We start from the raw sequence: 20601 nt of genomic DNA, 5'->3' as shown, positions 1-20601 counted from the left end.
ACCAGCCACCGTCCGGGTCTCAGGTGCCGGGTTGGACCGTGGCCTCGAAGAAGTCCGCGACCTGGTCGGCGGTCAACTCCTCGCCGCCGCTCTTGGTCACGATGCCCAGCAGCGGCAGGTCGTTCGCGGTGAACACGAGCAGCCCCAGCCCGCCGTCCGCGGCGGCCCGGTACTTGCCGCTGAGCCCGTTGCCCGCCCACTGCGCCTCGACCATGTCGGTCTTGAGCGACCGCACCACGGCCTCCGCGCCGTGCTGCGCGCCGACGACCGTCTCGGTGAGCACGTACTGGACCGAGTAGTCGTCCTTCACCGCGCAGCTGACCACGGTGCCCTTGATGCCGTTGACGCCGCCCACGCCGGGCGTGCCGCCCGCCTTGCACGTGCTCGTGTCCGGGATCGTGCCCGCGAGCAGGCGCAGGCACTCGGTGAAGCCCTTGTCGTCCAGCTGGGTGTCGTTCTTGCACTCCTGCGCGCTGGGCACGTCCACCCCGCTGAACGCGAAGATGCCGCCGACCACGCCCAGCACCAGCACCAGGGCCGCGCCCGCGGAGATGAGCAGGGTCTTCCGGTCGGGCTTCTTCTTCGACTCGGGCTGGGCACGCCCGCCGACGCTCGGGAAGTTGAACTGCTGCGGCCCGGTCTGCGGGTAGACCTGGTAGGCGCCGCTGGTGCCCGGGTTGACCTGGTAGGCGCCGCTCGTGCCGGGGTTGACCTGGTACGCGCCGCTGGAACTCGGGTTGACCTGGTACGGGCCGCTGACGGCCGGGTTCACCGGGTGCGCGCCGCTGACCGCCGGGTTCTGCTGGTACACCCCGCCGGGCGGGGTCACCGGCTTGGTGACGACCGTGTCGGGCTCCTTGGGCCTGGTCGGCTCCTGGGACCTCGGCGTGACGCCGTTCTTGGGCACGTGGTGCGCGCCCAGGGCGACCGAGGTCTCGGGCTGGTCCAGGCTCGTCGGCACGATCCGCACCTGCTCGGCGATCATCGTCGCGACCAGCGGGATCCGGCTGGCGCCGCCGACCAGGTAGATGCCCGCGAGCTGGTTGGGCGCCATGCCGGTGGAGCGGATCGTGGACTCCAGCAGCTCGACGCTGCGCATCATGCTCGGCCGGACCAGCGCTTCCAGATCCGTGCGGTTGACCAGCACGTCCTCGAACGGTTCCGGCATCGGCACCTCGGTGTGCGCGTGCCGTGACAGGGATTCCTTGGCCGCCCGCACGTCCTCCTGCAGCGTGCGGCGGGCCCGGCGGTCGGCGGTTGACTCGGGGCGCAGCAGCCGCTGCCAGGCCGCCGGGTCGCGGTGCGAGACCTGCCTGCCGACGTGCTCCAGCAGCGCCTGGTCGACGTCCAGGCCGCCCAGGTCCGGCAGGCCGTCCTCGGCGAGCACGGTGAAACCGCTCTGGGTGGCGCCGACGATGGCCACGTCGAACGTGCCCGCACCCAGGTCGTAGACCGCCAGCGCCTGGCCGACGGACAGCGAGGCGTAGTGGGAGGCGGCGGCGACCGGCTCGGGCACCAGCACGATCTCGCAGGTCACGCCCGCGAGGCGGGCCGCGGACAGCAGCACGTTGCGGCGCGTCGGGCCCCACTGCGCGGGGTGGGTGAGGCGGACCTCGTCCAGCGGCTCGCCGCCCAGCTGGCGGGTGGTCTCGTCCAGCACGCGGCGCAGCACGGCGGCCAGCGCGTCGGTGACCGGCACCACGTTGTCGCCCAGCAGCAGCACGCCGTCGTCCACCCGGCGCTTGGGGTTGGGCTCGAACCGGGCCGGGTCGAGGCGGGCGCGGCGCTCGGCGTCCCGGCCGACGACCAGCGTGCCGTCCTCTTCGCAGTACACGGCCGACGGCATGGTGGCCGAGCCGTCCACCTCCACGACCCTGGGCGGCCTGCCGTGCGCGGCGAGCACCGCGACGGTGTTGGAAGTGCCCAGGTCAACGGACAGGACGCGCACGATCCACCCCTTTGATGTGAACGGGGTGATCGTGCCACAACCCGAAATTGTCGTACCCCGGGTTCACTATGGACGGCATGGATGCTCTGGCCGCGTTCTCCCCCGCGACCCGGCAGTGGTTCGCCGGGGCCTTCGCCGCGCCCACGGCGGCGCAGGCGGGCGCGTGGGAGGCGGCGGCTGCCGGCGAGCACGCGCTGGTCATCGCACCCACGGGCTCGGGCAAGACGCTGGCCGCGTTCCTGTGGGCGCTGGACCGGCTGGCGTCGGAGCCCAAGCCCGCCGAGCCGAAGCGGCGGTGCCGGGTGTTGTACGTCTCGCCGCTGAAGGCGCTGGCGGTGGACGTGGAGCGCAACCTGAGGGCGCCGTTGGCGGGCATCCGGCAGGCCTCGCACCGGCTGTCGCTGCCCGAGCCGGACGTCACGGTCGGCATGCGCACCGGCGACACTCCCGCGGACGCGCGGCGGGCGTTCGCCCGGACACCGCCGGACGTGCTGGTCACCACGCCGGAGTCGCTGTTCCTGGTGCTCACGTCGGCCGCGCGGGAGTCGTTGCGCGGTGTGGAGACGGTGATCGTCGACGAGGTGCACGCGGTGGCGGGCACCAAGCGCGGCGCGCACCTGGCGTTGTCCCTCGAACGGCTGGACGCGCTGCTGGAGCGGCCCGCCCAGCGGATCGGGCTGTCCGCGACGGTCCGGCCGGTCGAGGAGGTGAGCTCGTTCCTCGCCGGTGGGCGGCCGGTGCGGGTCGTGCAGCCGAAGACGCCCAAGACGATCGAGGTCCAGGTCGAGGTGCCGGTCGAGGACATGTCGGTGCTCGGCGAACCGACCGGCGAGGTGTCGGGGTCGGCGGCGGGCGCGGAGCAGCGGGCGTCGATCTGGCCGTCGGTCGAGCAGCGGGTGCTGGAGCTGGTCCGGCAGCACCGGTCCACCATCGTGTTCGCCAATTCGCGGCGGTTGGCCGAACGGCTCACCGCGCGGCTCAACGAGCTGGCCGAGGAGGCCTTCGAGCTGGAGCGGTTCCCCGCCGAGGCGCCCGCCCAGTCCGGCGTCACGACCCAGCGCTCGGCCGCGATCGCCCGCGCGCACCACGGCTCGATGTCGCGCGAGCAGCGGGTGGTGGTCGAGGAGGAGCTGAAGTCCGGTCGGTTGCCGTGCGTGGTGGCGACGTCGTCGCTGGAGCTGGGCATCGACATGGGCGCGGTCGACCTGGTAGTGCAGGTGGAGGCGCCGCCGACGGTGGCGTCCGGGTTGCAGCGCGTCGGCCGGGCCGGGCACCAGGTGGGCGCGGTGTCGCGCGGGGTGATGTTCCCCAAGTTCCGGGGCGACCTGGTGTCGTGCGCGGTGGTGGCGGAGCGGATGCGCGACGGCGCGATCGAGGCCGTGCGGTACCCGCGCAACCCGCTGGACGTGCTCGCGCAGCACGTGGTGGCGATGGTGGCGATGGAGACGTGGACGGTCGAGGCGCTGTCCGGGCTGGTGCGGCGGGCCGCACCGTTCGCCGCGCTGCCGGAATCGGCGCTGCAGGCCGTGCTCGACATGCTCGCGGGCCGGTACCCGAGCGAGGAGTTCGGCGAGCTGCGGCCCCGCATCACGTGGGACCGAATCACCGGCGAGCTGCGCGGCAGGCCCGGCTCGCAGCGGCTGGCGGTGACGTCGGGCGGCACGATCCCCGACCGGGGGCTGTTCGCGGTGATGACGCCGCCGTCCGAGCGCGGCCCCGGCTCGCGGGTGGGCGAGCTGGACGAGGAGATGGTCTACGAGTCGCGGGTCGGCGACACGTTCCTGCTGGGCACGTCGTCGTGGCGGGTCGAGGACATCACCCACGACCGGGTGATCGTGGTGCCCGCGCCCGGTCAGCCCGCGCGGATGCCGTTCTGGAAGGGCGACGCACCGGGCCGTCCGCTGGAGCTGGGGCGGGCGCTGGGGAAATTCCTGCGTGAAGTGTCCACGATGGACGACTCGGCGGCGGCGGAGCGGACCGCGTCGGCCGGGCTGGACGCGTGGGCGACCTCGAACCTGCTGGCCTACCTGGGCGAGCAGCGTGAGGCGACCAGGCACGTGCCCAACGACCGGGTCGTGCTGGTGGAGCGGTTCCGCGACGAGCTGGGCGACTGGCGACTGGTGGTGCACTCGCCGTTCGGGGCGCAGGTCAACGCGCCGTGGGCGTTGGCGATCGCGGCCCGGTTGCGGGAGCGGCGGCGCGGCATCGAGGTGCAGGCGGCGCACTCCGACGACGGGATCGTGATCCGGCTGCCCGACGCGGTCGACCTGGACGGCGCTCAGGTCGTGGCGGGTGCGGAGGACGTGCTGCTCGATCCGGAGGAGGTCGAGCAGGTCGTGGTGGCCGAGGTGGGCGGGTCGGCGCTGTTCGCGGCCCGGTTCCGGGAGTGCGCGGCGAGGTCGCTGCTGCTGCCCCGGCGTGATCCGCGCAAGCGCTCGCCGTTGTGGCAGCAGCGGCAGCGGGCGGCGCAGCTGCTGTCGGTGGCGGCGAAGTACGAGAGCTTCCCGGTCGTGCTGGAGGCGATGCGCGAGGTCCTGCAGGACGTGTACGACGTGCCCGGCCTGCGCGAGCTGATGACCGACATCCGCGCACGGCGGGTGCGCGTGGTGGAGGTGGAGACGCCGTCGCCGTCGCCGTTCGCGCGCAGCCTGCTGTTCGGGTATGTCGGGATGTTCCTGTACGAGGCGGACGCGCCGCTGGCGGAGCGGCGGGCGGCGGCGTTGTCGCTGGACTCGGCGCTGCTGGCGGAGCTGCTGGGCTCCGAGGCGATCCGGGAGCTGCTGGACCCGGAGGTGGTCGAGGAGGTCGAGCGGAACCTGCAGCGCCTGGCACCGGACCGGCACGCGCGTGACGCGGAAGGTGCGGCGGACCTGCTGCGGTTCCTCGGTGACCTGTCCGAGGCGGAGGCGCTGGCGCGGGGCGTGCGGCCGGAGTGGCTGGCGGACTTGGTGGCGCAGCGGCGGGCGATCCGGGTGCGCATCGCGGGCGAGGACCGGGTGATCGGCATCGAGGACGCGGGCCGGGTGCGTGACGCGTTGGGCGTGGCGCTGCCGGTGGGCGTGCCGGAGGTGTTCACCGAGCCGGTGGCCGACCCGTTGGGCGACTTGTTGTCGCGGTACGCGCGCACGCACGGGCCGTTCCCGGCGGTGGAGGTGGCGGAGCGGTTCGGGCTCGGCGTGGCCGTGGTGACCGGGGTGCTGGAGCGGTTGGCCGCGACCGGTCGACTGGTGCGCGGTGAGCTGCGGCCCGGTGGCACGCACACCGAGTACTGCGACGCCGAGGTGCTTCGGCGACTGCGGCGTGCGTCGCTGGCCCGGTTGCGGGCCGAGGTGGAGCCGGTGGAGCCCGCCGCGCTGGGCCGGTTCCTGCCGAGCTGGCACGGGGTCGGTCGGCGGCTGCGGTCCGCGCCGACGGTGGACGACGTGTACTCGGTGGTCGAGCAGCTGGCCGGCGCGCCGCTGCCCGCGAGCGCGGTGGAGTCGCTGATCCTGCCCGCGCGGCTGCCCGGCTACAGCCCGGCGCTGCTGGACGAGCTGACCGCGTCCGGCGAGGTGACGTGGACGGGGTGCGGCTCGCTGGCCGGTGGTGACGGCTGGATCGCGTTGGCGCCGACCGACGTGGCCGACCTGCTGCTGCCGGACCTGGTTTTGGAGGCGATGCCGGACTCGTCGCTGCACACGGCCGTGGTGGAGGCGTTGGGCGGCGGTGCGCTGTTCTTCCGGCAGGTGGTCGACCGGGTGTCGTTGCAGGGGCCGACGACGGACGGCGAGGTCGTCGGCGCGCTGTGGGACCTGGTGTGGGCGGGCGTGGTCACCAACGACACGTTGGCGCCGCTGCGTGCGCTGGTCGCGGGCGGCGGCACGGCGCACAAGCCCCGGCGGGCCGCGCCACGTGGCCGGTATGCGCGGATGCGGGCCGGCAGACCGGACATGCCCAGCCGCACCGGGCCGCCGACCGTGGCGGGCCGGTGGTCGCTGGCCGTGGTGCCGGCGGCGGACGCGACGCGGCGGGCGCACGCGCGGGCCGAGGCGTTCCTGGAGCGGCACGGCGTGCTGACGCGGGGCGCGTTGGACACCGAGCGGGTGACCGGCGGGTTCAGCGGCGTGTACCGGGTGCTGCGGGCGATGGAGGAGTCCGGGCAGGTCGTGCGCGGGTACGTGGTCGAAGGGCTCGGCGCGGCGCAGTTCGCGGCAAGGGGCGCGGTGGACCGGCTGCGCGCGTCGTCCAGACCGCCCGGCCAGGAGCACGCGGGCACTCCGGACGCCGTGGTGCTGGCGGCGGCCGACCCGGCGCAGCCGTACGGCGCGGCGCTGGCCTGGCCGGACCCGTCGGGCGAGGGCAAACACCGACCGGGCCGCAAGTCGGGTGCGCTGGTCGTGCTGGTGGACGGCCTGGCCACGCTCTACGTCGAACGGGGCGGCCGGTCGCTGCTGTCGTTCACGGAGGAGGAGGAATCGTTGCGTGCGGCCGCACAGGCCCTGAGCCGGGCCGTGCGCGACGGCTGGCTGGGTCAACTGGCCGTGCAGCGGGCAGACGGCGAGGTGGCCCTGGGCTCCCGACTGGCCGGCATCCTCCAAGAAGCAGGCTTCCGCGCCACGCCCAAGGGTTTGCGGCTTCGGGCATGACCCAACCAACGAGCCCGCAACCGCCCCCCACGGATCACCCGAAAGTGCAAGCCACCAAGGAACTTTTCGCCGACCATCGACGTTGCCGGAATGAAAGGAGGCGGCGGCGCACGGCGAACCGCTCCGCCCGCCCCCAAGACGAACCCCACAAACCGAACCCCCACAGCCCCGACCGACACCCCTCATCGACCAACGGACGACCCCGCAGACCGACCTGACCGCCGCCCTCGCGCGCACGGAACGCTCAGCCTCACGGAACGCTCACCAGGCCCCTCACGGAACGCTCACCGGACCGGTGCGCACCTCAACGGAACAGGGCGCTGTAGGCGTTGAGCGCGGGCTGGCCACCGAGGTGGGCGTACAAGACCGTGGAGTCGCGCGGGATCTCGCCGGTCGAGACCAGTTCCACCAGGCCCGCCAGCGACTTGCCCTCGTACACCGGGTCGGTGATCATGCCCTCCAGTCGGGCACCGAGCTTCATGGCGTCCACAGTGGACTCGCCCGGTACGCCGTAGATGCCCTCGTGGAACCGTTCGTCGAGGATGACGTCCTCGTCGGTCACCTCGACGCCGAGCAGGCCCGCCGTGTTCTTGGCGATGCGCGTGATCTGGTTGCGGGTGTCGCACGGCTCGGCGGAGGCGTCGATGCCGATGATCCTCCGCCCGCTGCCGGCGAAACCGGCGACCATGCCCGCCTGCGTGCTGCCGGTCACCGAGCACACGACGATCGTGTCGAACCGCACCCCCAGCTCGGCCTCCTGCCGTTCGACCTCGGCCGCCCAGCCGGCGAAGCCGAGCCCGCCCAACGGGTGGTCCGACGCGCCCGCCGGGATGGCGTACGGCGTGCCGCCGGCGGCACGCACGTCCTCGATCGCCTGCTCCCACGCGGGTTTCACGCCGATGCCGAAGCCCGCCTCCACCAACCGCACCTCGGCGCCCATCAGGCGGCTCAGCAGGATGTTGCCGACTCGGTCGTACACGGCGTCCGGCCAGTCGACCCAGCTCTCCTGCACCAGCACGCACTTCAGCCCGGCCCGTGCCGCCGCCGCGGCGACCTGGCGCGTGTGGTTCGACTGCACGCCGCCGATGGACACCAACGTGTCACAACCCGTCGCCAACGCCTCGGCCACCAGGTACTCCAGCTTGCGGGTCTTGTTGCCACCGTAGGCCAACCCGGAGTTGCAGTCCTCCCGCTTGGCCCACACCTGCGCACCGCCGAGGTGCCTGGTCAGCCGTTCCAGCTTGTGCACCGGCGACGGGCCGAAGGTCAGCGGGAACCGCTCGAAGTCGTTCAGCGCCATGTCAGTTCTCCTCAACCGGGAGCAGGTCGGCCAACGTCGCCCAGTTCCGCTCGACCAGCCGGACCGCGAGGTCGGCGTCGGCCGCGGCGAAGGCGGTGATGATCTCGTCGTGCATCGCCACCGAGTGGCGGCCGGTCGGCGCGGCGAACCGCAGCCGTTCCAGCCGGCGCACGAGCGGCGTGTAGCGCTCGATGGTGGCCGACACGGCGAAGTTGTCGGCCCGCCGCACGGCCACCGCGTGGAACTCGTCGTCGGCGGCGAGCGCGGCGGGCACGTCGCCGTTGGCCAGGGCGTGGGCGAACGCCGTGTTCGCGGCACGCATGGCATCCAGGTCGGCGCCGACAACGCGTGGCGTGGCCAGCCGGGCGGCCAGCGCGTGCATGGCCTGGACGACGACGTGCGCGTCACGCACCGCCGCCGTGTCCAGCGGTGTGACCCGCGTGTAGCTGTGCGGCTTGCTCTCGACCAGGCCCTCGTCGGCCAGCCGGGCCAACGCCTCGCGCACCGGCGTCCGGGACAGCCCCAGCCGCTCGGCCAGCTCCACGTCCTTGATCGGCACGCCGGGCGCCAGGTCGCCACCCAGGATCGCCTCGCGGATCGCGGTCAGCGCCTGGTCCCGGAACAGCGCCCGAGTAATATATTGCATACCAGCGCACTGTAGACGCTCCGCCGGATGATCGCCAGGAAGCGCGTGCCGGGGTGGGTGGGGCGCGGTAAAGGTGAGCGGCCGCGCCGTTCCGGGGTCAGTCGGCGGGTGCGGGCTCGGCCGGGAGTTGCCGGACGGAGCGCACGCCGAGCGCCAGTGGTGCGCTCAGCACGGCGATCGCCGCGCCGGCGAGGAGCACGGCGTCCGTGCCGATGAGCTCGGCCGCCGGTCCGGCCAGGGCCATGCCCAGCGGCGCGGCGGCCAGGCCGACGACGGTGGAGAAGCCGGTGGCCCTGGCGACGAGGTCGGCGGGCACGTGAACCTGCCGCGCGGTCTGGGTGAGCACGGCGTAGAGGCCGGCCTGCACCCCGGCGGGGACGGCCGCTGCGACGAGGATCGGGACCGGCGCGCCGGCGGCGAGCAGGGCCAGCAGCGGTGCCAGGGCGACCGGGACGGTGACGGCCACCAGCAGCGGGCGTCGCGGTCGCCGGCGCAGGGCCAGGGCACTGCCCAGCAGCGCGCCGACGGCGTAGCCGTTGGCGATGAACCCCCAGGCCAGAGCGCCACCCAGCTGCTGATCGGCGATGACCGGGGCGAGGACCAGGAACGGGGAGATGCAGGCGCCGTTGATGACGGCGACCTGGATCGTGGTGGCCTGCAACCAGGGGCGGGCGCGGAAGTCGCGCCACCCGTGCCGTGCGGCGTCGAGCAGTGCGGGCCGTGGCGGCATCGGCCTGTCCGGGACTTTCAGCGCGACGAGCGCGGCGGCGCTGACCGCGAACGTGGCCGCGTCCACCGCGAAGGACGCGCCCGCCCCGACCGTCTCCACCAGCACCGCGGACACCACCGGGGCGAGGAGCGTCGCGGCGTTCTGGGCGGCGTTGACCAAGGCGTTGGCCTGATGGCGCTGCTCCTGGGGCACCACGTCGGCGACCAGGCCCGCTGCGGCGGGGGCGAAGAAGGCGTTCGCCGCGCCCGCCACCGCCTGCAACGCGGCCAGGTGCCACAGCGTCCCGACGCCGGTGATCAACAGCGCGGCCGTCAGGCCCTGGGAGGCGCAGCGGACGACGTCGGCGGCGAGCATGACGTCCCGACGCGACACCAGGTCGCCCACCACCCCGCCGACGAGCGTGAACACCACCACCGGTAACCGGCCGACGAGCAGCACCAGTCCGACCTCGGTCAGCGACGCGCCGAGCCGCAACGAGCCGAAGACCAGCGCCGTGCCGATCAGGCCGTCACCGAAGTGGGAGGAGGTCCGGGCGATGAAGTACCAGCGGAACGTCGGGTCGCGCAGCAGCGCGGGCACAAGCCGGGGCACGGGACCGTACGGTGCCGGCACCCACCGACAATCCGCGGAGCCGAGAGGCGTGGGAGTGGTCGATCAGCGGGCACGAGGGCACCTACCGGCGCAGCAGCGGGAGGGCTACCCCTGCTTCGCGGACGCGTCGGCGTAGTACGAGTGCACCGCCGGCTGGCCGGTGTAGTTGGGTCCGGCCCGGTCGTCGGCGCCGAGGTAGCGGCCGTAGCCGTTGGAGCCGGTGAGTCGGCGTTCGCGATTCATGGTGTTGTTCGCGACGACCGAGGAACGGGCCAGTTCTTCGTTGTCCAGCAAGGAAACCATGGTTCAGCATGCCGGGCACGCCGGTCAAGGCGCGATGTGGCGTGTCCGGTTGGTGCCAACCGATCCCGGGGCGGCGTGACGCCGCCGACGATGGCACCGAACCGCCCGACGGAGAGGGGTACGCCGTGTCGCCAGAAGTCCAGTTCCCGCCGCCGGCGGCCTACCACGTGCCGCGGCCGGGCACCGTCACGGCCGCGGCGGTGCTGTGGATCAGTGAAGGCGTGCTCCTCACCCTCGCCTACGGTTTCGAGGCACTGCGCGCCTTCGGGACCTACGGCGACGTCACGCGAGGCACGTTCGCGCTCGCGTTCGCGGTGGTGATCTGGAGGTTCGGCAGCAGGCTGCGGTTCGGCTACGACAACCGGGCCGTGCTCACCGTGCTCGGTGCGCTGTCGGGCCTGGCGATCATCACGCTGCTCTTCGTCGTGCCCGCGATCGTGCTGCAGTACCTGCCCGCGAGCCGCCGGTGGTTCGCGCTACCGCCCGCCGAGCACGGCTGAGGGTCACCGGGGTGTCAGCACGCAGAACTCGTTGCCCTCCGGGTCGGCCAGCACCACCCACGGCACGTCGATCTGCCCGATGTCGACCGGTTTCGCGCCCAGTTCCACCGCCCGCGCCACGATCGCCGCTTGGTCGTCCGGCGACGTGGACGTGAGGTCGAGGTGGATCCGGTTCTTCACCGCCTTCGGGTCGGCCACGAGCCCGAACACCAGTTCCTGCCCGTTGCCGAGCGCCACGTCCACCTCGTCCGCGTGCTCGCCGGTGATCCGCCGGTCGAGCAGGGCCGCCCAGAACCGGCCGAGTGCGGCGGGATCGGCCGAATCGACCACGACGTCGTGCCACCTCGTTGCCATGGTCCGACGGTAGCGCCCGGGGCAGGGGTCCTCTCGCCGGAGAAACGGTGCTCGACCGGGTGGTTGCCGGTGTGATCCCGCGTCACGGGGAACCCTGCAGGCCGTGACGCCGAAGCACCACGCGCGCCCCACCGTGGGGATCGAGGAGGAGTACTTCCTGGTCGATCCCCGGACCCGGACTGTCGCGCCGTGCGCGTCGCAGGTGCTGCCCGTCGCCGAACGGGCGCTGGGCGAGCAGGTCAGCGGCGAGTTCACCGAGTACCAGGTGGAGGCCAAGACGGCGCCGTGCGGCGGTATCGAGGAGGTGCGCGACCAGGTGCTCGGGATGAGGGCGGCGGTCCGGGAGGCGGCGCTGCGCGAGGGGTTGACGGTGTACGCGTCGGGGACACCGGTGCTGGGGGCGCGCCTCCCGCCACCGGTGCGTGAGGACCCCCGGTACCGGGAAGGACAACGCCGTTACGGTGCCGTGACGGACACTTCGGCGGTGTGCGCCACGCACGTCCACGTGGCCATGCCCGACCGCGAGCACGCGGTGCTGGTCGGCAACCACCTGCGCCCCTGGTTGCCGGTCTTGATCGCGCTGGCCGCCAACTCGCCGTTCCACGACCACCGCGACACCGGTTACGCCTGCTGGCGCACGATGGTCACGCAGCTGCTGCCGGTGTCCGGCCCACCGCCCCACTTCGCTTCCGCCGACGAGTACGACCAGGCCGTCTCCCGGCTGATGGAGGCGGGCGCCCTGGTGGACGAGGCGACGTTGTTCTGGGACGTGCGTCCCAGCGCCCACCTGCCGACCATCGAGATCCGTCCCATGGACGCCGTGACCGACGTCGAGCAGGTGGTCGCCCTCGCCGCGCTCGTGCGCGCCATGGCCGTCCTCGCCCTCGACCGCGTCCGGCGGGGCGACACCGGTCCCGCCGTGGCCGACCACGTGCTGGGCGCGGCCTACTGGCGTGCCGCCCGGGACGGCTGCACCGGCCAGGGCAACGACCCGCACGACGGCCGCCTGCGACCGCTGCCGCACCTCGTGCGCCGCCTGCTGGACGACGTCGCGCCCGTGCTCGACGGGTTCGGCGAGCTCACGGAGGTGCGAACCGTGCTGCGCCACCTGTGCCGACACGGTGGCGGAGCGCGACAGCAACGCCAAGCGCACGCCCACCGCGGCGACCTGCGTGACGTGGTGGACCAGCTGGTCGTCCGGACCGATCGGCAGGCGCCCGTGATCGGGCCGCACGCCGCACGCCGCTGACCCCGGCTCCCGCGCTACCTTTCACGAATGGCTGACCTGGTCCTCGGTCCGGTGCTGCGGCACGTCGACTCCACCTCGGCGACGGTGTGGGTCGAGACGGACACCGCCTGCGAGGTCGCCGTCGCGGGTCACCGGGCGGAGACGTTCCAGGTCGGCGAGCAGCACTTCGCGCTGGTGGTGGTCGAGAACCTGGCACCGGACGCCACCACCGCCTACGACGTGCGGCTGGACGGTGACGTGGTGTGGCCGCGGCCGGACTCGCCGTTCCCGCCGCCGTGCATCCGCACCACGCCGGTGCGGCGGCTGCTGTTCGGGTCGTGCCGTGCCGCCAAGGGTGACGTCGTCGACGGTGCGGCGGACAAGCTCGGCCCCGACGCGCTGGACGCGTACGCGTTGCGGATGAAGGACGAGCCGCGGGAGCGGTGGCCGGACGCGCTGGTGCTGCTCGGCGACCAGGTCTACGCCGACGAACCGACGCCGCGCGTCACGCGGTGGCTGGCCGAGCGCAGACCGGAGCCGGCGGGCGAGGTGGTGTCGTTCCGCGAGTACGCCGAGCTGTACCACGAGTCGTGGTCGGATCCGGAGATCCGCTGGCTGATGTCCGTGGTGCCGACGTCGATGATCTTCGACGACCACGACGTGCGCGACGACTGGAACACCTCGCGCACGTGGCGCGAGCAGATGGCGGCCAAGCGCTGGTGGCCGGAGCGCATCCGGGCCGGGCTCGCGTCGTACTGGGTGTACCAGCACCTGGGCAACCTCAGCCCGGACGAGCTGGCGACCGACGAGCTGTACGCCAAGGTGCGGTCCTCCGGCGGTGACGTGCAACCGTTGCTGGAGGACTTCGCCGAGCAGGCCGACCGCGAGGTCGACGGCGGCAAGTCGACGCGGTGGAGCTACCGGCGCGACTTCGGCCGGGTGCGGCTGCTGGTGATCGACACGCGCAGCGGGCGGATCCTGTCCGGGCCGCGACGGCTGATGGTGGGCGACCGGGAGTTCGACTGGATCGAGGAGAACGCCCGCGGCGACTTCGACCACCTGCTGATCGGCTCGTCGCTGCCGTGGCTGATGCCGCACGCGTTGAGCCACTTCCAGTCGCTGAACGAGCGGATGGCGGGCCTGCCGGGGTGGCGCGGCCGGGTCGGCGAGAAGGTGCGGCAGGTCGCGGACCTGGAGCACTGGCCCGCGTTCCGGGCGTCGTTCGAGCGGCTGGCCCGGTTGCTGGAGCGGATCTCGCGGTCCGACGACGCTCCCGGCACGGTGTGCGTGCTGTCCGGGGACGTGCACCACAGCTACGCGGCACGGGCGACGTTCGCCTCGTCGGTGGACGCGAAGGTGTACCAGCTCGTGTGCTCGCCCGTGCACAACGATCCGCCGTGGGTGTTCCGGCCCGCGTTCCGGCTGTCGTGGTCGAAGCCGATCGCGCGCGTGCTGCGGTGGTGGGCCGACCGGCGCGGCATCTCGCCGGACCCGGTGGGGTGGCACAAGCTCAGCGGGCCGCACTTCGGCAACTCGGTCGGCGTGCTGGAGGTCGACGGGCGCGCGGCGCGGTTCCGGTTGGAGACGGCGAAGGGCGACGGGTTGGAGGAGGTCACCGCGCTGGCGCTGTGAGGGCGGTGCTCCGGGTGTGGTGCGCCCGCCGCGGGACACAGGTCGGGTGGCCGGCGGCGGGCGCACGTCGTCACTTGGTGGCCAGCCTCAGCAACGCCCACAGCTGGGCGATCGCGTCGTGGTCGCCGGTGGTCGGCGGCAGGTCGCGGTCCGGGATGCGGCCCCACAGCCAGCGGTAGACCTGCATCGGGGTTCCGGTCACCTCGCCGTTCGCGGCACCGGCTTCCTCTTCGGTGACCAGTCGCGCCACCGCCGGGTCGGGGCCGGTCGTGGCCAGCCACACCTTCTCACCCGCGCGGATCGCCACGGTCCCCTCACGCGTGCCGCGCACGCCGAGGATGTCCAACCGGTGCCCCAGCCAGAGGGTGAGGATCTCGTCCACGCCGTCCTCGGCGATGTCGTCGTCCACCGGGTCGACCGGCAGCCCGGCCGCCGCCTGCACGTCCATCCGGTGCACGGTCGACTCGTGCGCCAGCCTCCGTGCCCAGAAGTTGTGGTTGCGCTCGGCGGGCCACCACGTCTCGCACGGGTCGTCCGGTTCGTGCGGGCACAGCGCCCGCACCAGCGGCCGCACGCCCGCGCGCACGTACTCCGGCAACGTCTGCCCCGGCTCCGGGTCCTGTTGCCACACCAGGGGTTGGCTGCCTTCCCTCAGCCACGTCGACACCATCCGGTACGTGCTGCCCACGTGCCGCGCCGTCTCCCCGAGGTTGAGCCCGGGGCACGCGGGCACCTGGCGTTCCGGGCGCTGTCCCTCGGCCGACGCCGCCAGGCGCTCCGCTTCGGTTTCCACTACGTCGATCAGGCGGTCGTAGGCGACCAGTCCCCTGCTCACAGTCCGTCCTCGTACATGATCTCGTCGACCAACTCGGTGAACTGCGCCGCTTGGCGCACCAGGTCGTCGGCTGCGCGCTGGGTGACCTGCCTGGTGATGCCCGCCAGCACGGCCGCGCGCGTCGCCGAGCACTCGGCGAAGAACGCGGCCCACTCGCGCAGCTCCGGCGCGAGGGAGGACAGCAGGACCCACACGCTGGTCGGCTTGGCCCGGCCCCGGTGGGGACGGCCCCGAGCCGCCAGCACGGCCGCCGCGGCCCTCATCGCGGCCAGGTAGGCCGTGGCGAAGCGGGTGGGCGGGTTCGGGTCCCGTTCGGCCTCGGCCAGGCACTCACGGGCCTGTCCGAGCAGGGTCACCGCCGACGCCGGTGGTAGCGGGAGGGGAATGCGGCGGGGGAAGGTCTGAGTCATCTCGCGGCCTCCTCGCGGCGTCGGGACAGCGACGACCGCCGCGGGGAGACGGCGGCACTTGGTGGTGGGGCGCTTCCCCCGCCCCACCACCAAGGCATTGCTCGAACAAACGTTCGAGCCAGACCAGACTATCCTGCCGGCCCGGCACTCCTCAACCCGACCACGCGTGGTCTTATGAACAGGTGAGCGCACTCGACCACCCCGGCATCCGCAAGGTGGCCGCCGCACTGTCCGAGGCGGGCCACCACGAGGCAGCGAACGGGATCCGCGTGTTGGCCGACGCCGTCCGCACCGCCGCCGCGGCGGCCGAGGCGGTGGGCGTGCCGGTCGGCGCGATCGCCAACAGCCTGGTGTTCGCCGCCGTTCGGGACGGCGTCGCCTCGCCGCTGCTCGTGCTCACCTCCGGCGCGCACCGGGCGGACACGACGAGGCTGGCGGTGCTGGCGGGTGCGGATTCGATCGAACGCGCCACGCCCGCGTTCGTGCGCGAGCACACCGGTCAGGTCATCGGCGGTGTCTCGCCGGTGGGGCACCCGGCGCCGATCATGACGTTCGTGGACGTGGCGCTGGAGCAGTACGAGGCGGTGTGGGCGGCGGCCGGGCACCCGCACGCCGTCTACCCGACGACGTACGCGGGACTGCTCGACCTGACCGGCGGCACACCGGCCGAGGTCGCCCAGTGACCGCCGCGCCGTCCCAGCGGATCGTCACGCTGTCCGCGCGGGAGCTGAACTCCCGGCTGGACGAGGCCCTCGCGCTCTACGTCAGCGCCATGGACTACCCGCCCGGCACCGCCGAGCAGCGCGCGCCCATGTGGTTGGCGCACATGCTGCGCGAGGGGTGGCGGTGCGTGGTGGCGCTGGGTGAGCGGGACGAGCTGATCGGCATCGGGTACGGGTATCGCGGTTCGGTAGGCCAGTGGTGGCACGAGCAGGTGCGGCACGGCCTGACCATGGTGTCCGGGCCGAAGGCGGTCGAGGAGTGGATGCACGACTACTTCGAGCTGACCGAGCTGCACGTGCTGCCGCGAGCGCAGGGGCGGGGTGTCGGCGAGCAGTTGCTGCGGAACCTGATGGAGGGCGTGCCCAGCTCACGCGTGCTGCTGTCCACCCCGGAGGGTCCGAGCAAGGCTTGGCGGCTGTACCGGCGGATGGGGTTCGTGGACGTGCTGCGGCACTACCAGTTCACCGGCGACCCCCGGCCGTTCGCCGTGCTGGGTCGCACCCTTCCGATCACCTGAACGCGCAAGCCCGGAAGATTCGAAGACCAAAGCCTCAGAAAGGCGAGACGAAACCGGAGGCCTGCAGGTACCTGCCCGCGTTCAGGCCCTCGATCTTGCGCAGCTTCGAGTAGACGACCCGGTCGCCGAAGTTGCCCTCGACCGTCCGCACGTGGGTCGCCTTGCGGCCCGTCCGGTCGTACTTGACCTCGACCACCAGGCCGACGTGCGCGTGCATGTCCGGGTAGTTGCCGTAGACCACGGCGTCACCCGCCTCGACGTCGCGCTCGACGATGTCCTTCCACCGGCCGTTGGCCTTGCCCCACTTCTGCCAGTACGTCGCCCAGTGCCCCTGGTCCAGCACCGACGCGCCCGCAGCGGGCCGCATCGACGGGCGGTCCGGGACGCCGGCGGTCGTCCAGGCCCAGTTGACGAAGACGCCGCACCACTCGGCCGGCCGCAGCACGCCCTGACCCGCAACCTGGTACTGCGGCGGGTAGTAGTTGCCGTTTCCTTCGCGCTGGCCGACCTGGCGGAGGGCGTGGTCCACGATTTCCTGGCGGATGCGCCACTGGGCCTGGTCACCGAGCGGTTGGGCCTGCACGTGCGCCGGGGTGCCGGCGACGAGCAACGCGCCCGCCAGCACCGCGCCGAGCGCGGCCCGCCTCGCACGTCCGGTCATCAGGTCCCCCCTATGGTCGTTCGCCCACCCATCCAACACCGGACACGGTGACCTCGGCGTGAAACCGAGGTGACCGTGTCCGGAACCACGATCGGGTCAGAGTTCCGTGAGCCGCTCACGAAGAGTGTCCAACCCCATGGCGCCCATCTCCAAGGCCTGCCGGTGGAACGTCTTGAGGTCGAACGCGTCACCGTGCCGGGCGCGGGCGTCGTCGCGGGCCGCCAGCCACAGCCGCTCACCCAGCTTGTACGACGGTGCCTGGCCGGGCCAACCCAGGTAGCGGTCGATCTCGTCGTGGACGTGCGCCGGGTCGGTGATGGTGCGGGTGAGCATGAACTCCAGGCCCAGCTCCGGGGTCCACCGCTCGCCCTCGTGGAAGCCGGTGCCCTTGGGGATCTCCAGCTCCAGGTGCATGCCGATGTCGATGATCACGCGGGCCGCGCGGAACAGGTGGGCGTCCAGCATGCCCAGCAGGTCGCCGTCGTCCTGGAGGTAGCCGAGTTCGCGCATCAGCCGCTCCGCGTACAGCGCCCAGCCCTCACCGTGGCCCGACACCCAGCACATCAGGCGCTGGAAGTCGTTCAGCTTCTCCGCCTGGTAGACCGCCGTGGCGACCTGGAGGTGGTGGCCCGGCACGCCCTCGTGGTAGACGGTCGAGACCTCGCGCCAGGTGGAGAACTCCTCCTTGCCCTCCGGCACGGACCACCACATGCGGCCCGGCCGGGAGAAGTCCGGCGTGGGGCCGTTGTAGTAGGCGCCGACACCGCCGCCGGGCGGCGCGATGCGGCACTCCAGCTTCATCAGCTCGTCCGGCAGGTCGAAGTGCACGCCGCGCACGTCCAGCAGCGCCTTGTCCGACAGCTCCTGCATCCACGACCGCAGGCCGTCCTTGCCGTGCACCAGGTAACGCGGGTTCGCGTCCAGCGTGGCGGCGGCCTCGGCGAGGGTCGAACCCGGCTTGATCCGGTTCGCGACCTGCTTCATCTCGGTCTCGATGCGGGTGAACTCCGCCCAGCCCCACTCGTAGGCCTCGGCCAGGTCGAGGCGGGAACCGGTGAAGTAGCGGGACTGCAGCCGGTAGACGTCCTCGCCGACGGCGTCCTTCTTCGGCGCCTTGGGCGCCAGGTCCTCGCGCAGGAACGCGGCCAGGTCGCCGTAGGCCTCGGCGGCGGCCTTCGCGCCCGCTTCGAGCTCGGTGCGCAGCGCGCCGTCCGCGGGCGCGTCGGCGATCAGGGCGGCGAAGAACGATTTTCCGCCGGACCGCCCCGCCCACGTGTCGCACTGCTCGGCGACCTTGGTGACCTGCCGCAACGCCGCGACCCGCCCTCGGTCGGCGGCGTAGGCCAGGCCCGCGCGCAGGTTCGCCACCGCGTCCGGCATGGCGGTGAGCCGCTTGGCGATCACGGCCCACTCGTCGGCGGTGTCGGTGGGCATCAGGTCGAACACCTCACGCATCGACTGCACGGGGCTCGCGATGACGTTGAGGCCGCCCTCCATCAGGCCGGCCTCGTGCAGCTCGACCTCCAGGCCGACCCGCTCCTGGAACACGGCCTTCGCGTCGGCCTCCGACTTGTCCGCGGGCTCGGCGGCGTCGATCGCGGCGAGGGCCCGCCGCGCCAGCTCCTTGCGGGTGGCGTGACCCTCCGGCGAGTAGTCCGTGAGCCGGTCGTCGTGACCGGGCACACCGATGAACGTCGCGGCCAACGGGTCCGCTGCCGCGTAGTCGACCACGAACTGGTTGCTGATGCCGTGCACGCCGCCGGCGGAGGAGGTTGACATGCGCCGCACGTTACCTGCGGGTCGTGTCCCCCCAACAGGTAATTAGCCACGCTCACGATCGTGTCCCGGCGGTCAACTTTTGACCGTGGCCGGCAGGATGGCCGGGTGTCCAGGGCCTCCGCGCTCCTCCTGCCGGTCTTCCTCCTCGCGCTGCTCTCGCTGACGGGGTGCGTCCGGCTGCACGCCGCCATGGCGTTGTCCTCCGACGACCGCGTGTCCGGCGAGATCACCGCCGCCACGCCGCCGACCAAGGACAACGACCCCGGCCCGCAGCTGAAGGTGCCGAACGAGCTGGCCAGCAGAGTCAGCACCAAGCCGTACAAGGTGGACGACTACGTCGGCACGCAGCTGTCGTTCAGCGGGCTGACGTTCGACGAGGTGCGGGCGCTGTCGGTGGCGACCAGCGCGTCGTCCAGCCGGTACCAGCTCACGTTCCGGCGGTCCGGCGACCTGGTGACGCTGTCCGGCTCGGTCGACCTGACGCAGGTGCCGCCGGAGCGCGCCGACATCCAGGTGAAGATCAGCTTCCCGGGTGAAATCATCGACACGAACGGGCGAGAAGAGGACAACGCGACCATCGCGTGGTCCCCGAAGCCTGGCCAGGCATCGATGCTGTCCGCCACCGTCCGCTACGCGGGCGCCAACTCGGTGCCGTACTTCGGCTGGACCATGCTGGTCGCGGGCCTGACCGGCGGTGCGGCACTGATCGTCGTCATCCTGGCGATCATCTCCCACCGCCGCCACCGTGTTTGATTGCCCCTGCTCCGCAGACGGCGGCGAGGTCGCCGGGAAGTCGATCGTTCGCGCCCTGATTTCCGACGATCGAAAAGCGTGATCGCCGGAAATCAGGGCGCGAACGACCGACGCGACCTCGCGGGTCGGGGTAGGGCGGGCGGTCGTTGGGCACTGGCGGGGACCAGGGCGGGCGGACCTCAGGCCCTGGCGGGAACCAGGCCGAGTCGGCCCACGATCTCGCGCGTCGCCTTCGACCGGTTGAACGTGTAGAAGTGCAGGCACGGCACGCCCTCGGCGAGCAGCCGCTCCCCCATCTCGGTCACCAGGTCGATCCCGGCCGCGCGGAAGCCCGCCGGGTCGTCGGCGTACGGGTCGAGGCGGCGCGCCACCGAGTCCGGCACCGAGGAGCCCGACAGCTCCACCGTCTTGGCCAGCGTCCGCAGCGTCGTCAGCGGCATGAGGCCCGGGATCAGCACCGTGTCGCAGCCACGCGCGGCCACCCGGTCGCGCAGGCGCAGGAAGTCCTCCGGCTGGAAGAACAGCTGCGCGATCGCGAAGTCCGCGCCCGCCCGCAGCTTGCGCACCAGGTACTCGGTGTCGGTGTCGAGGTCCGCCGACCGGGGGTGGCCGTACGGCGAGGCCGCCACGCCCACGCAGAAGTCGCCGAGCTCACGGCACAGCCGGACCAGTTCCTCGGCGTAGATCAGCCCCTCGGGGTGGGCCGTCCACTCACCGTTGGGGTCGCCGGGCGGGTCGCCGCGCACGGCCAGGATGTTGCGCACGCCGACGGCCGCGTACCAGCCGATCACGTTGCGCAGCTCGGCCACCGAGTGGTTGACCAAAGTGAGGTGCGCCATAGGCAGCAGGGTCGTCTCCTGCGCCACCCGGCTGGTGGTGCGGATGGTCCGGTCCCGCGTGGAGCCGCCCGCACCGTAGGTGATGGACACGAAGGCCGGGTCGAACGCCTCCAGCTCGCGGATCGCGCGCCACAGCACGGTCTCCTCGGCCTCGTCACGCGCGGGGAAGAACTCGACTGAGAACGCGGGGGAATCCCCGTGCAGGCGCTCGACCACCGACGTCATGC

The 20601-nt window shown here is 72.6% G+C and carries 18 protein-coding genes; 7 read left to right on the top strand and 11 right to left on the bottom strand.

Annotated features, from left to right (window positions below):
* Positions 1-19: 19 nt before the first annotated feature.
* A complete protein-coding gene (locus A6A25_RS05005) occupies positions 20-1948 on the bottom strand; it encodes an Hsp70 family protein (protein ID WP_073886561.1) in 1929 nt (642 codons plus the stop codon).
* Between the two features lie 77 nt (positions 1949-2025).
* On the opposite strand from A6A25_RS05005, the gene A6A25_RS05000 reads away from it, so the two are divergent.
* The gene (locus A6A25_RS05000; protein WP_380735440.1) at positions 2026-6573 is read left to right on the top strand and encodes an ATP-dependent helicase; all 4548 of its coding nucleotides are present in this window, start codon (positions 2026-2028) and stop codon (positions 6571-6573) included.
* A 304-nt stretch (positions 6574-6877) separates the two neighbouring features.
* Here the strand turns inward: A6A25_RS05000 and A6A25_RS04995 are convergent, their stop codons facing one another.
* The 4 genes from A6A25_RS04995 to A6A25_RS04980 form a co-directional block, all read right to left on the bottom strand.
* The gene (locus A6A25_RS04995) at positions 6878-7873 is read right to left on the bottom strand and encodes a 1-aminocyclopropane-1-carboxylate deaminase (RefSeq protein ID WP_073886559.1); all 996 of its coding nucleotides are present in this window, start codon (positions 7871-7873) and stop codon (positions 6878-6880) included.
* 1 nt (position 7874) lies between these two features.
* On the bottom strand, positions 7875-8519 hold the full coding sequence (locus A6A25_RS04990; protein WP_073886558.1) for a GntR family transcriptional regulator: 645 nt from the start codon (positions 8517-8519) through the stop codon (positions 7875-7877).
* A gap of 97 nt (positions 8520-8616) precedes the next feature.
* A complete protein-coding gene (locus tag A6A25_RS04985; RefSeq protein ID WP_158073680.1) occupies positions 8617-9840 on the bottom strand; it encodes an MFS transporter in 1224 nt (407 codons plus the stop codon).
* Between the two features lie 105 nt (positions 9841-9945).
* A complete protein-coding gene (locus A6A25_RS04980) occupies positions 9946-10134 on the bottom strand; it encodes a hypothetical protein (protein ID WP_073886556.1) in 189 nt (62 codons plus the stop codon).
* A 134-nt stretch (positions 10135-10268) separates the two neighbouring features.
* Here A6A25_RS04980 and A6A25_RS04975 point away from each other — a divergent pair, with 134 nt between their 5' ends.
* Entirely contained in the window at positions 10269-10643 is a 375-nt protein-coding gene (locus A6A25_RS04975) for a hypothetical protein (RefSeq protein ID WP_143192960.1), read from the top strand.
* A gap of 3 nt (positions 10644-10646) precedes the next feature.
* Here the strand turns inward: A6A25_RS04975 and A6A25_RS04970 are convergent, their stop codons facing one another.
* Entirely contained in the window at positions 10647-10997 is a 351-nt protein-coding gene (locus tag A6A25_RS04970) for a VOC family protein (RefSeq protein WP_073886554.1), read from the bottom strand.
* A 103-nt stretch (positions 10998-11100) separates the two neighbouring features.
* On the opposite strand from A6A25_RS04970, the gene A6A25_RS04965 reads away from it, so the two are divergent.
* On the top strand, positions 11101-12246 hold the full coding sequence (locus A6A25_RS04965) for a carboxylate-amine ligase (protein WP_073886553.1): 1146 nt from the start codon (positions 11101-11103) through the stop codon (positions 12244-12246).
* A gap of 27 nt (positions 12247-12273) precedes the next feature.
* Complete coding sequence (locus tag A6A25_RS04960) at positions 12274-13857, top strand: alkaline phosphatase D family protein (RefSeq protein ID WP_073886552.1); 1584 nt, start codon at positions 12274-12276, stop codon at positions 13855-13857.
* A gap of 70 nt (positions 13858-13927) precedes the next feature.
* On the opposite strand, the gene A6A25_RS04955 is transcribed toward A6A25_RS04960, so the two are convergent.
* A complete protein-coding gene (locus tag A6A25_RS04955; RefSeq protein ID WP_073886551.1) occupies positions 13928-14692 on the bottom strand; it encodes a maleylpyruvate isomerase N-terminal domain-containing protein in 765 nt (254 codons plus the stop codon).
* The gene (locus A6A25_RS04950; RefSeq protein WP_073886550.1) at positions 14689-15102 is read right to left on the bottom strand and encodes an SAV_6107 family HEPN domain-containing protein; all 414 of its coding nucleotides are present in this window, start codon (positions 15100-15102) and stop codon (positions 14689-14691) included. The genes A6A25_RS04955 and A6A25_RS04950 overlap by 4 nt, the downstream gene beginning before the upstream one ends.
* 182 nt (positions 15103-15284) lie before the next feature.
* Here A6A25_RS04950 and A6A25_RS04945 point away from each other — a divergent pair, with 182 nt between their 5' ends.
* Both A6A25_RS04945 and A6A25_RS04940 read left to right on the top strand, forming a co-directional pair.
* Entirely contained in the window at positions 15285-15785 is a 501-nt protein-coding gene (locus A6A25_RS04945) for a YbaK/EbsC family protein (protein WP_073886549.1), read from the top strand.
* A complete protein-coding gene (locus tag A6A25_RS04940; RefSeq protein ID WP_073886548.1) occupies positions 15782-16342 on the top strand; it encodes a GNAT family N-acetyltransferase in 561 nt (186 codons plus the stop codon). Before A6A25_RS04945 ends, A6A25_RS04940 begins: the two co-directional genes overlap by 4 nt.
* A gap of 34 nt (positions 16343-16376) precedes the next feature.
* On the opposite strand, the gene A6A25_RS04935 is transcribed toward A6A25_RS04940, so the two are convergent.
* Both A6A25_RS04935 and A6A25_RS04930 read right to left on the bottom strand, forming a co-directional pair.
* Complete coding sequence (locus A6A25_RS04935; RefSeq protein WP_073886547.1) at positions 16377-17003, bottom strand: hypothetical protein; 627 nt, start codon at positions 17001-17003, stop codon at positions 16377-16379.
* Between the two features lie 96 nt (positions 17004-17099).
* Positions 17100-18782 carry a DUF885 domain-containing protein gene (locus A6A25_RS04930; RefSeq protein WP_073886546.1) on the bottom strand — a complete coding sequence of 561 codons (1683 nt, stop codon included), beginning with the start codon at positions 18780-18782 and terminating at the stop codon, positions 17100-17102.
* A gap of 105 nt (positions 18783-18887) precedes the next feature.
* Between A6A25_RS04930 and A6A25_RS04925 the strand changes: the two genes are divergently transcribed.
* Positions 18888-19535 carry a DUF3153 domain-containing protein gene (locus A6A25_RS04925; RefSeq protein ID WP_083667964.1) on the top strand — a complete coding sequence of 216 codons (648 nt, stop codon included), beginning with the start codon at positions 18888-18890 and terminating at the stop codon, positions 19533-19535.
* A 179-nt stretch (positions 19536-19714) separates the two neighbouring features.
* Here the strand turns inward: A6A25_RS04925 and A6A25_RS04920 are convergent, their stop codons facing one another.
* Positions 19715-20599, bottom strand: coding sequence for a methylenetetrahydrofolate reductase (locus tag A6A25_RS04920; protein WP_073886544.1), 885 nt, complete (start codon positions 20597-20599; stop codon positions 19715-19717).
* Positions 20600-20601: the final 2 nt, after the last annotated feature.

Source organism: Saccharothrix sp. CB00851, assembly GCF_001905065.1.
GTDB lineage: Bacteria > Actinomycetota > Actinomycetes > Mycobacteriales > Pseudonocardiaceae > Actinosynnema.
This window is presented reverse-complemented; position numbering and strand designations above follow the sequence as displayed.

Bases quoted from the DNA above. Each gene is read 5' to 3' on its own strand.
- A6A25_RS04920 (WP_073886544.1), bottom strand. From the start codon at position 20,599: ATGACGTCGGTGGTCGAGCGCCTGCACGGGGATTCCCCCGCGTTCTCA.
- A6A25_RS04970 (WP_073886554.1), bottom strand. From the start codon at position 10,997: ATGGCAACGAGGTGGCACGACGTCGTGGTCGATTCGGCCGATCCCGCC.
- A6A25_RS04930 (WP_073886546.1), bottom strand. From the start codon at position 18,782: ATGTCAACCTCCTCCGCCGGCGGCGTGCACGGCATCAGCAACCAGTTC.
- A6A25_RS04960 (WP_073886552.1), top strand. From the start codon at position 12,274: ATGGCTGACCTGGTCCTCGGTCCGGTGCTGCGGCACGTCGACTCCACC.
- A6A25_RS04990 (WP_073886558.1), bottom strand. From the start codon at position 8,519: ATGCAATATATTACTCGGGCGCTGTTCCGGGACCAGGCGCTGACCGCG.
- A6A25_RS04995 (WP_073886559.1), bottom strand. From the start codon at position 7,873: ATGGCGCTGAACGACTTCGAGCGGTTCCCGCTGACCTTCGGCCCGTCG.
- A6A25_RS04935 (WP_073886547.1), bottom strand. From the start codon at position 17,003: ATGACCGGACGTGCGAGGCGGGCCGCGCTCGGCGCGGTGCTGGCGGGC.
- A6A25_RS05000 (WP_380735440.1), top strand. From the start codon at position 2,026: ATGGATGCTCTGGCCGCGTTCTCCCCCGCGACCCGGCAGTGGTTCGCC.
- A6A25_RS04950 (WP_073886550.1), bottom strand. From the start codon at position 15,102: ATGACTCAGACCTTCCCCCGCCGCATTCCCCTCCCGCTACCACCGGCG.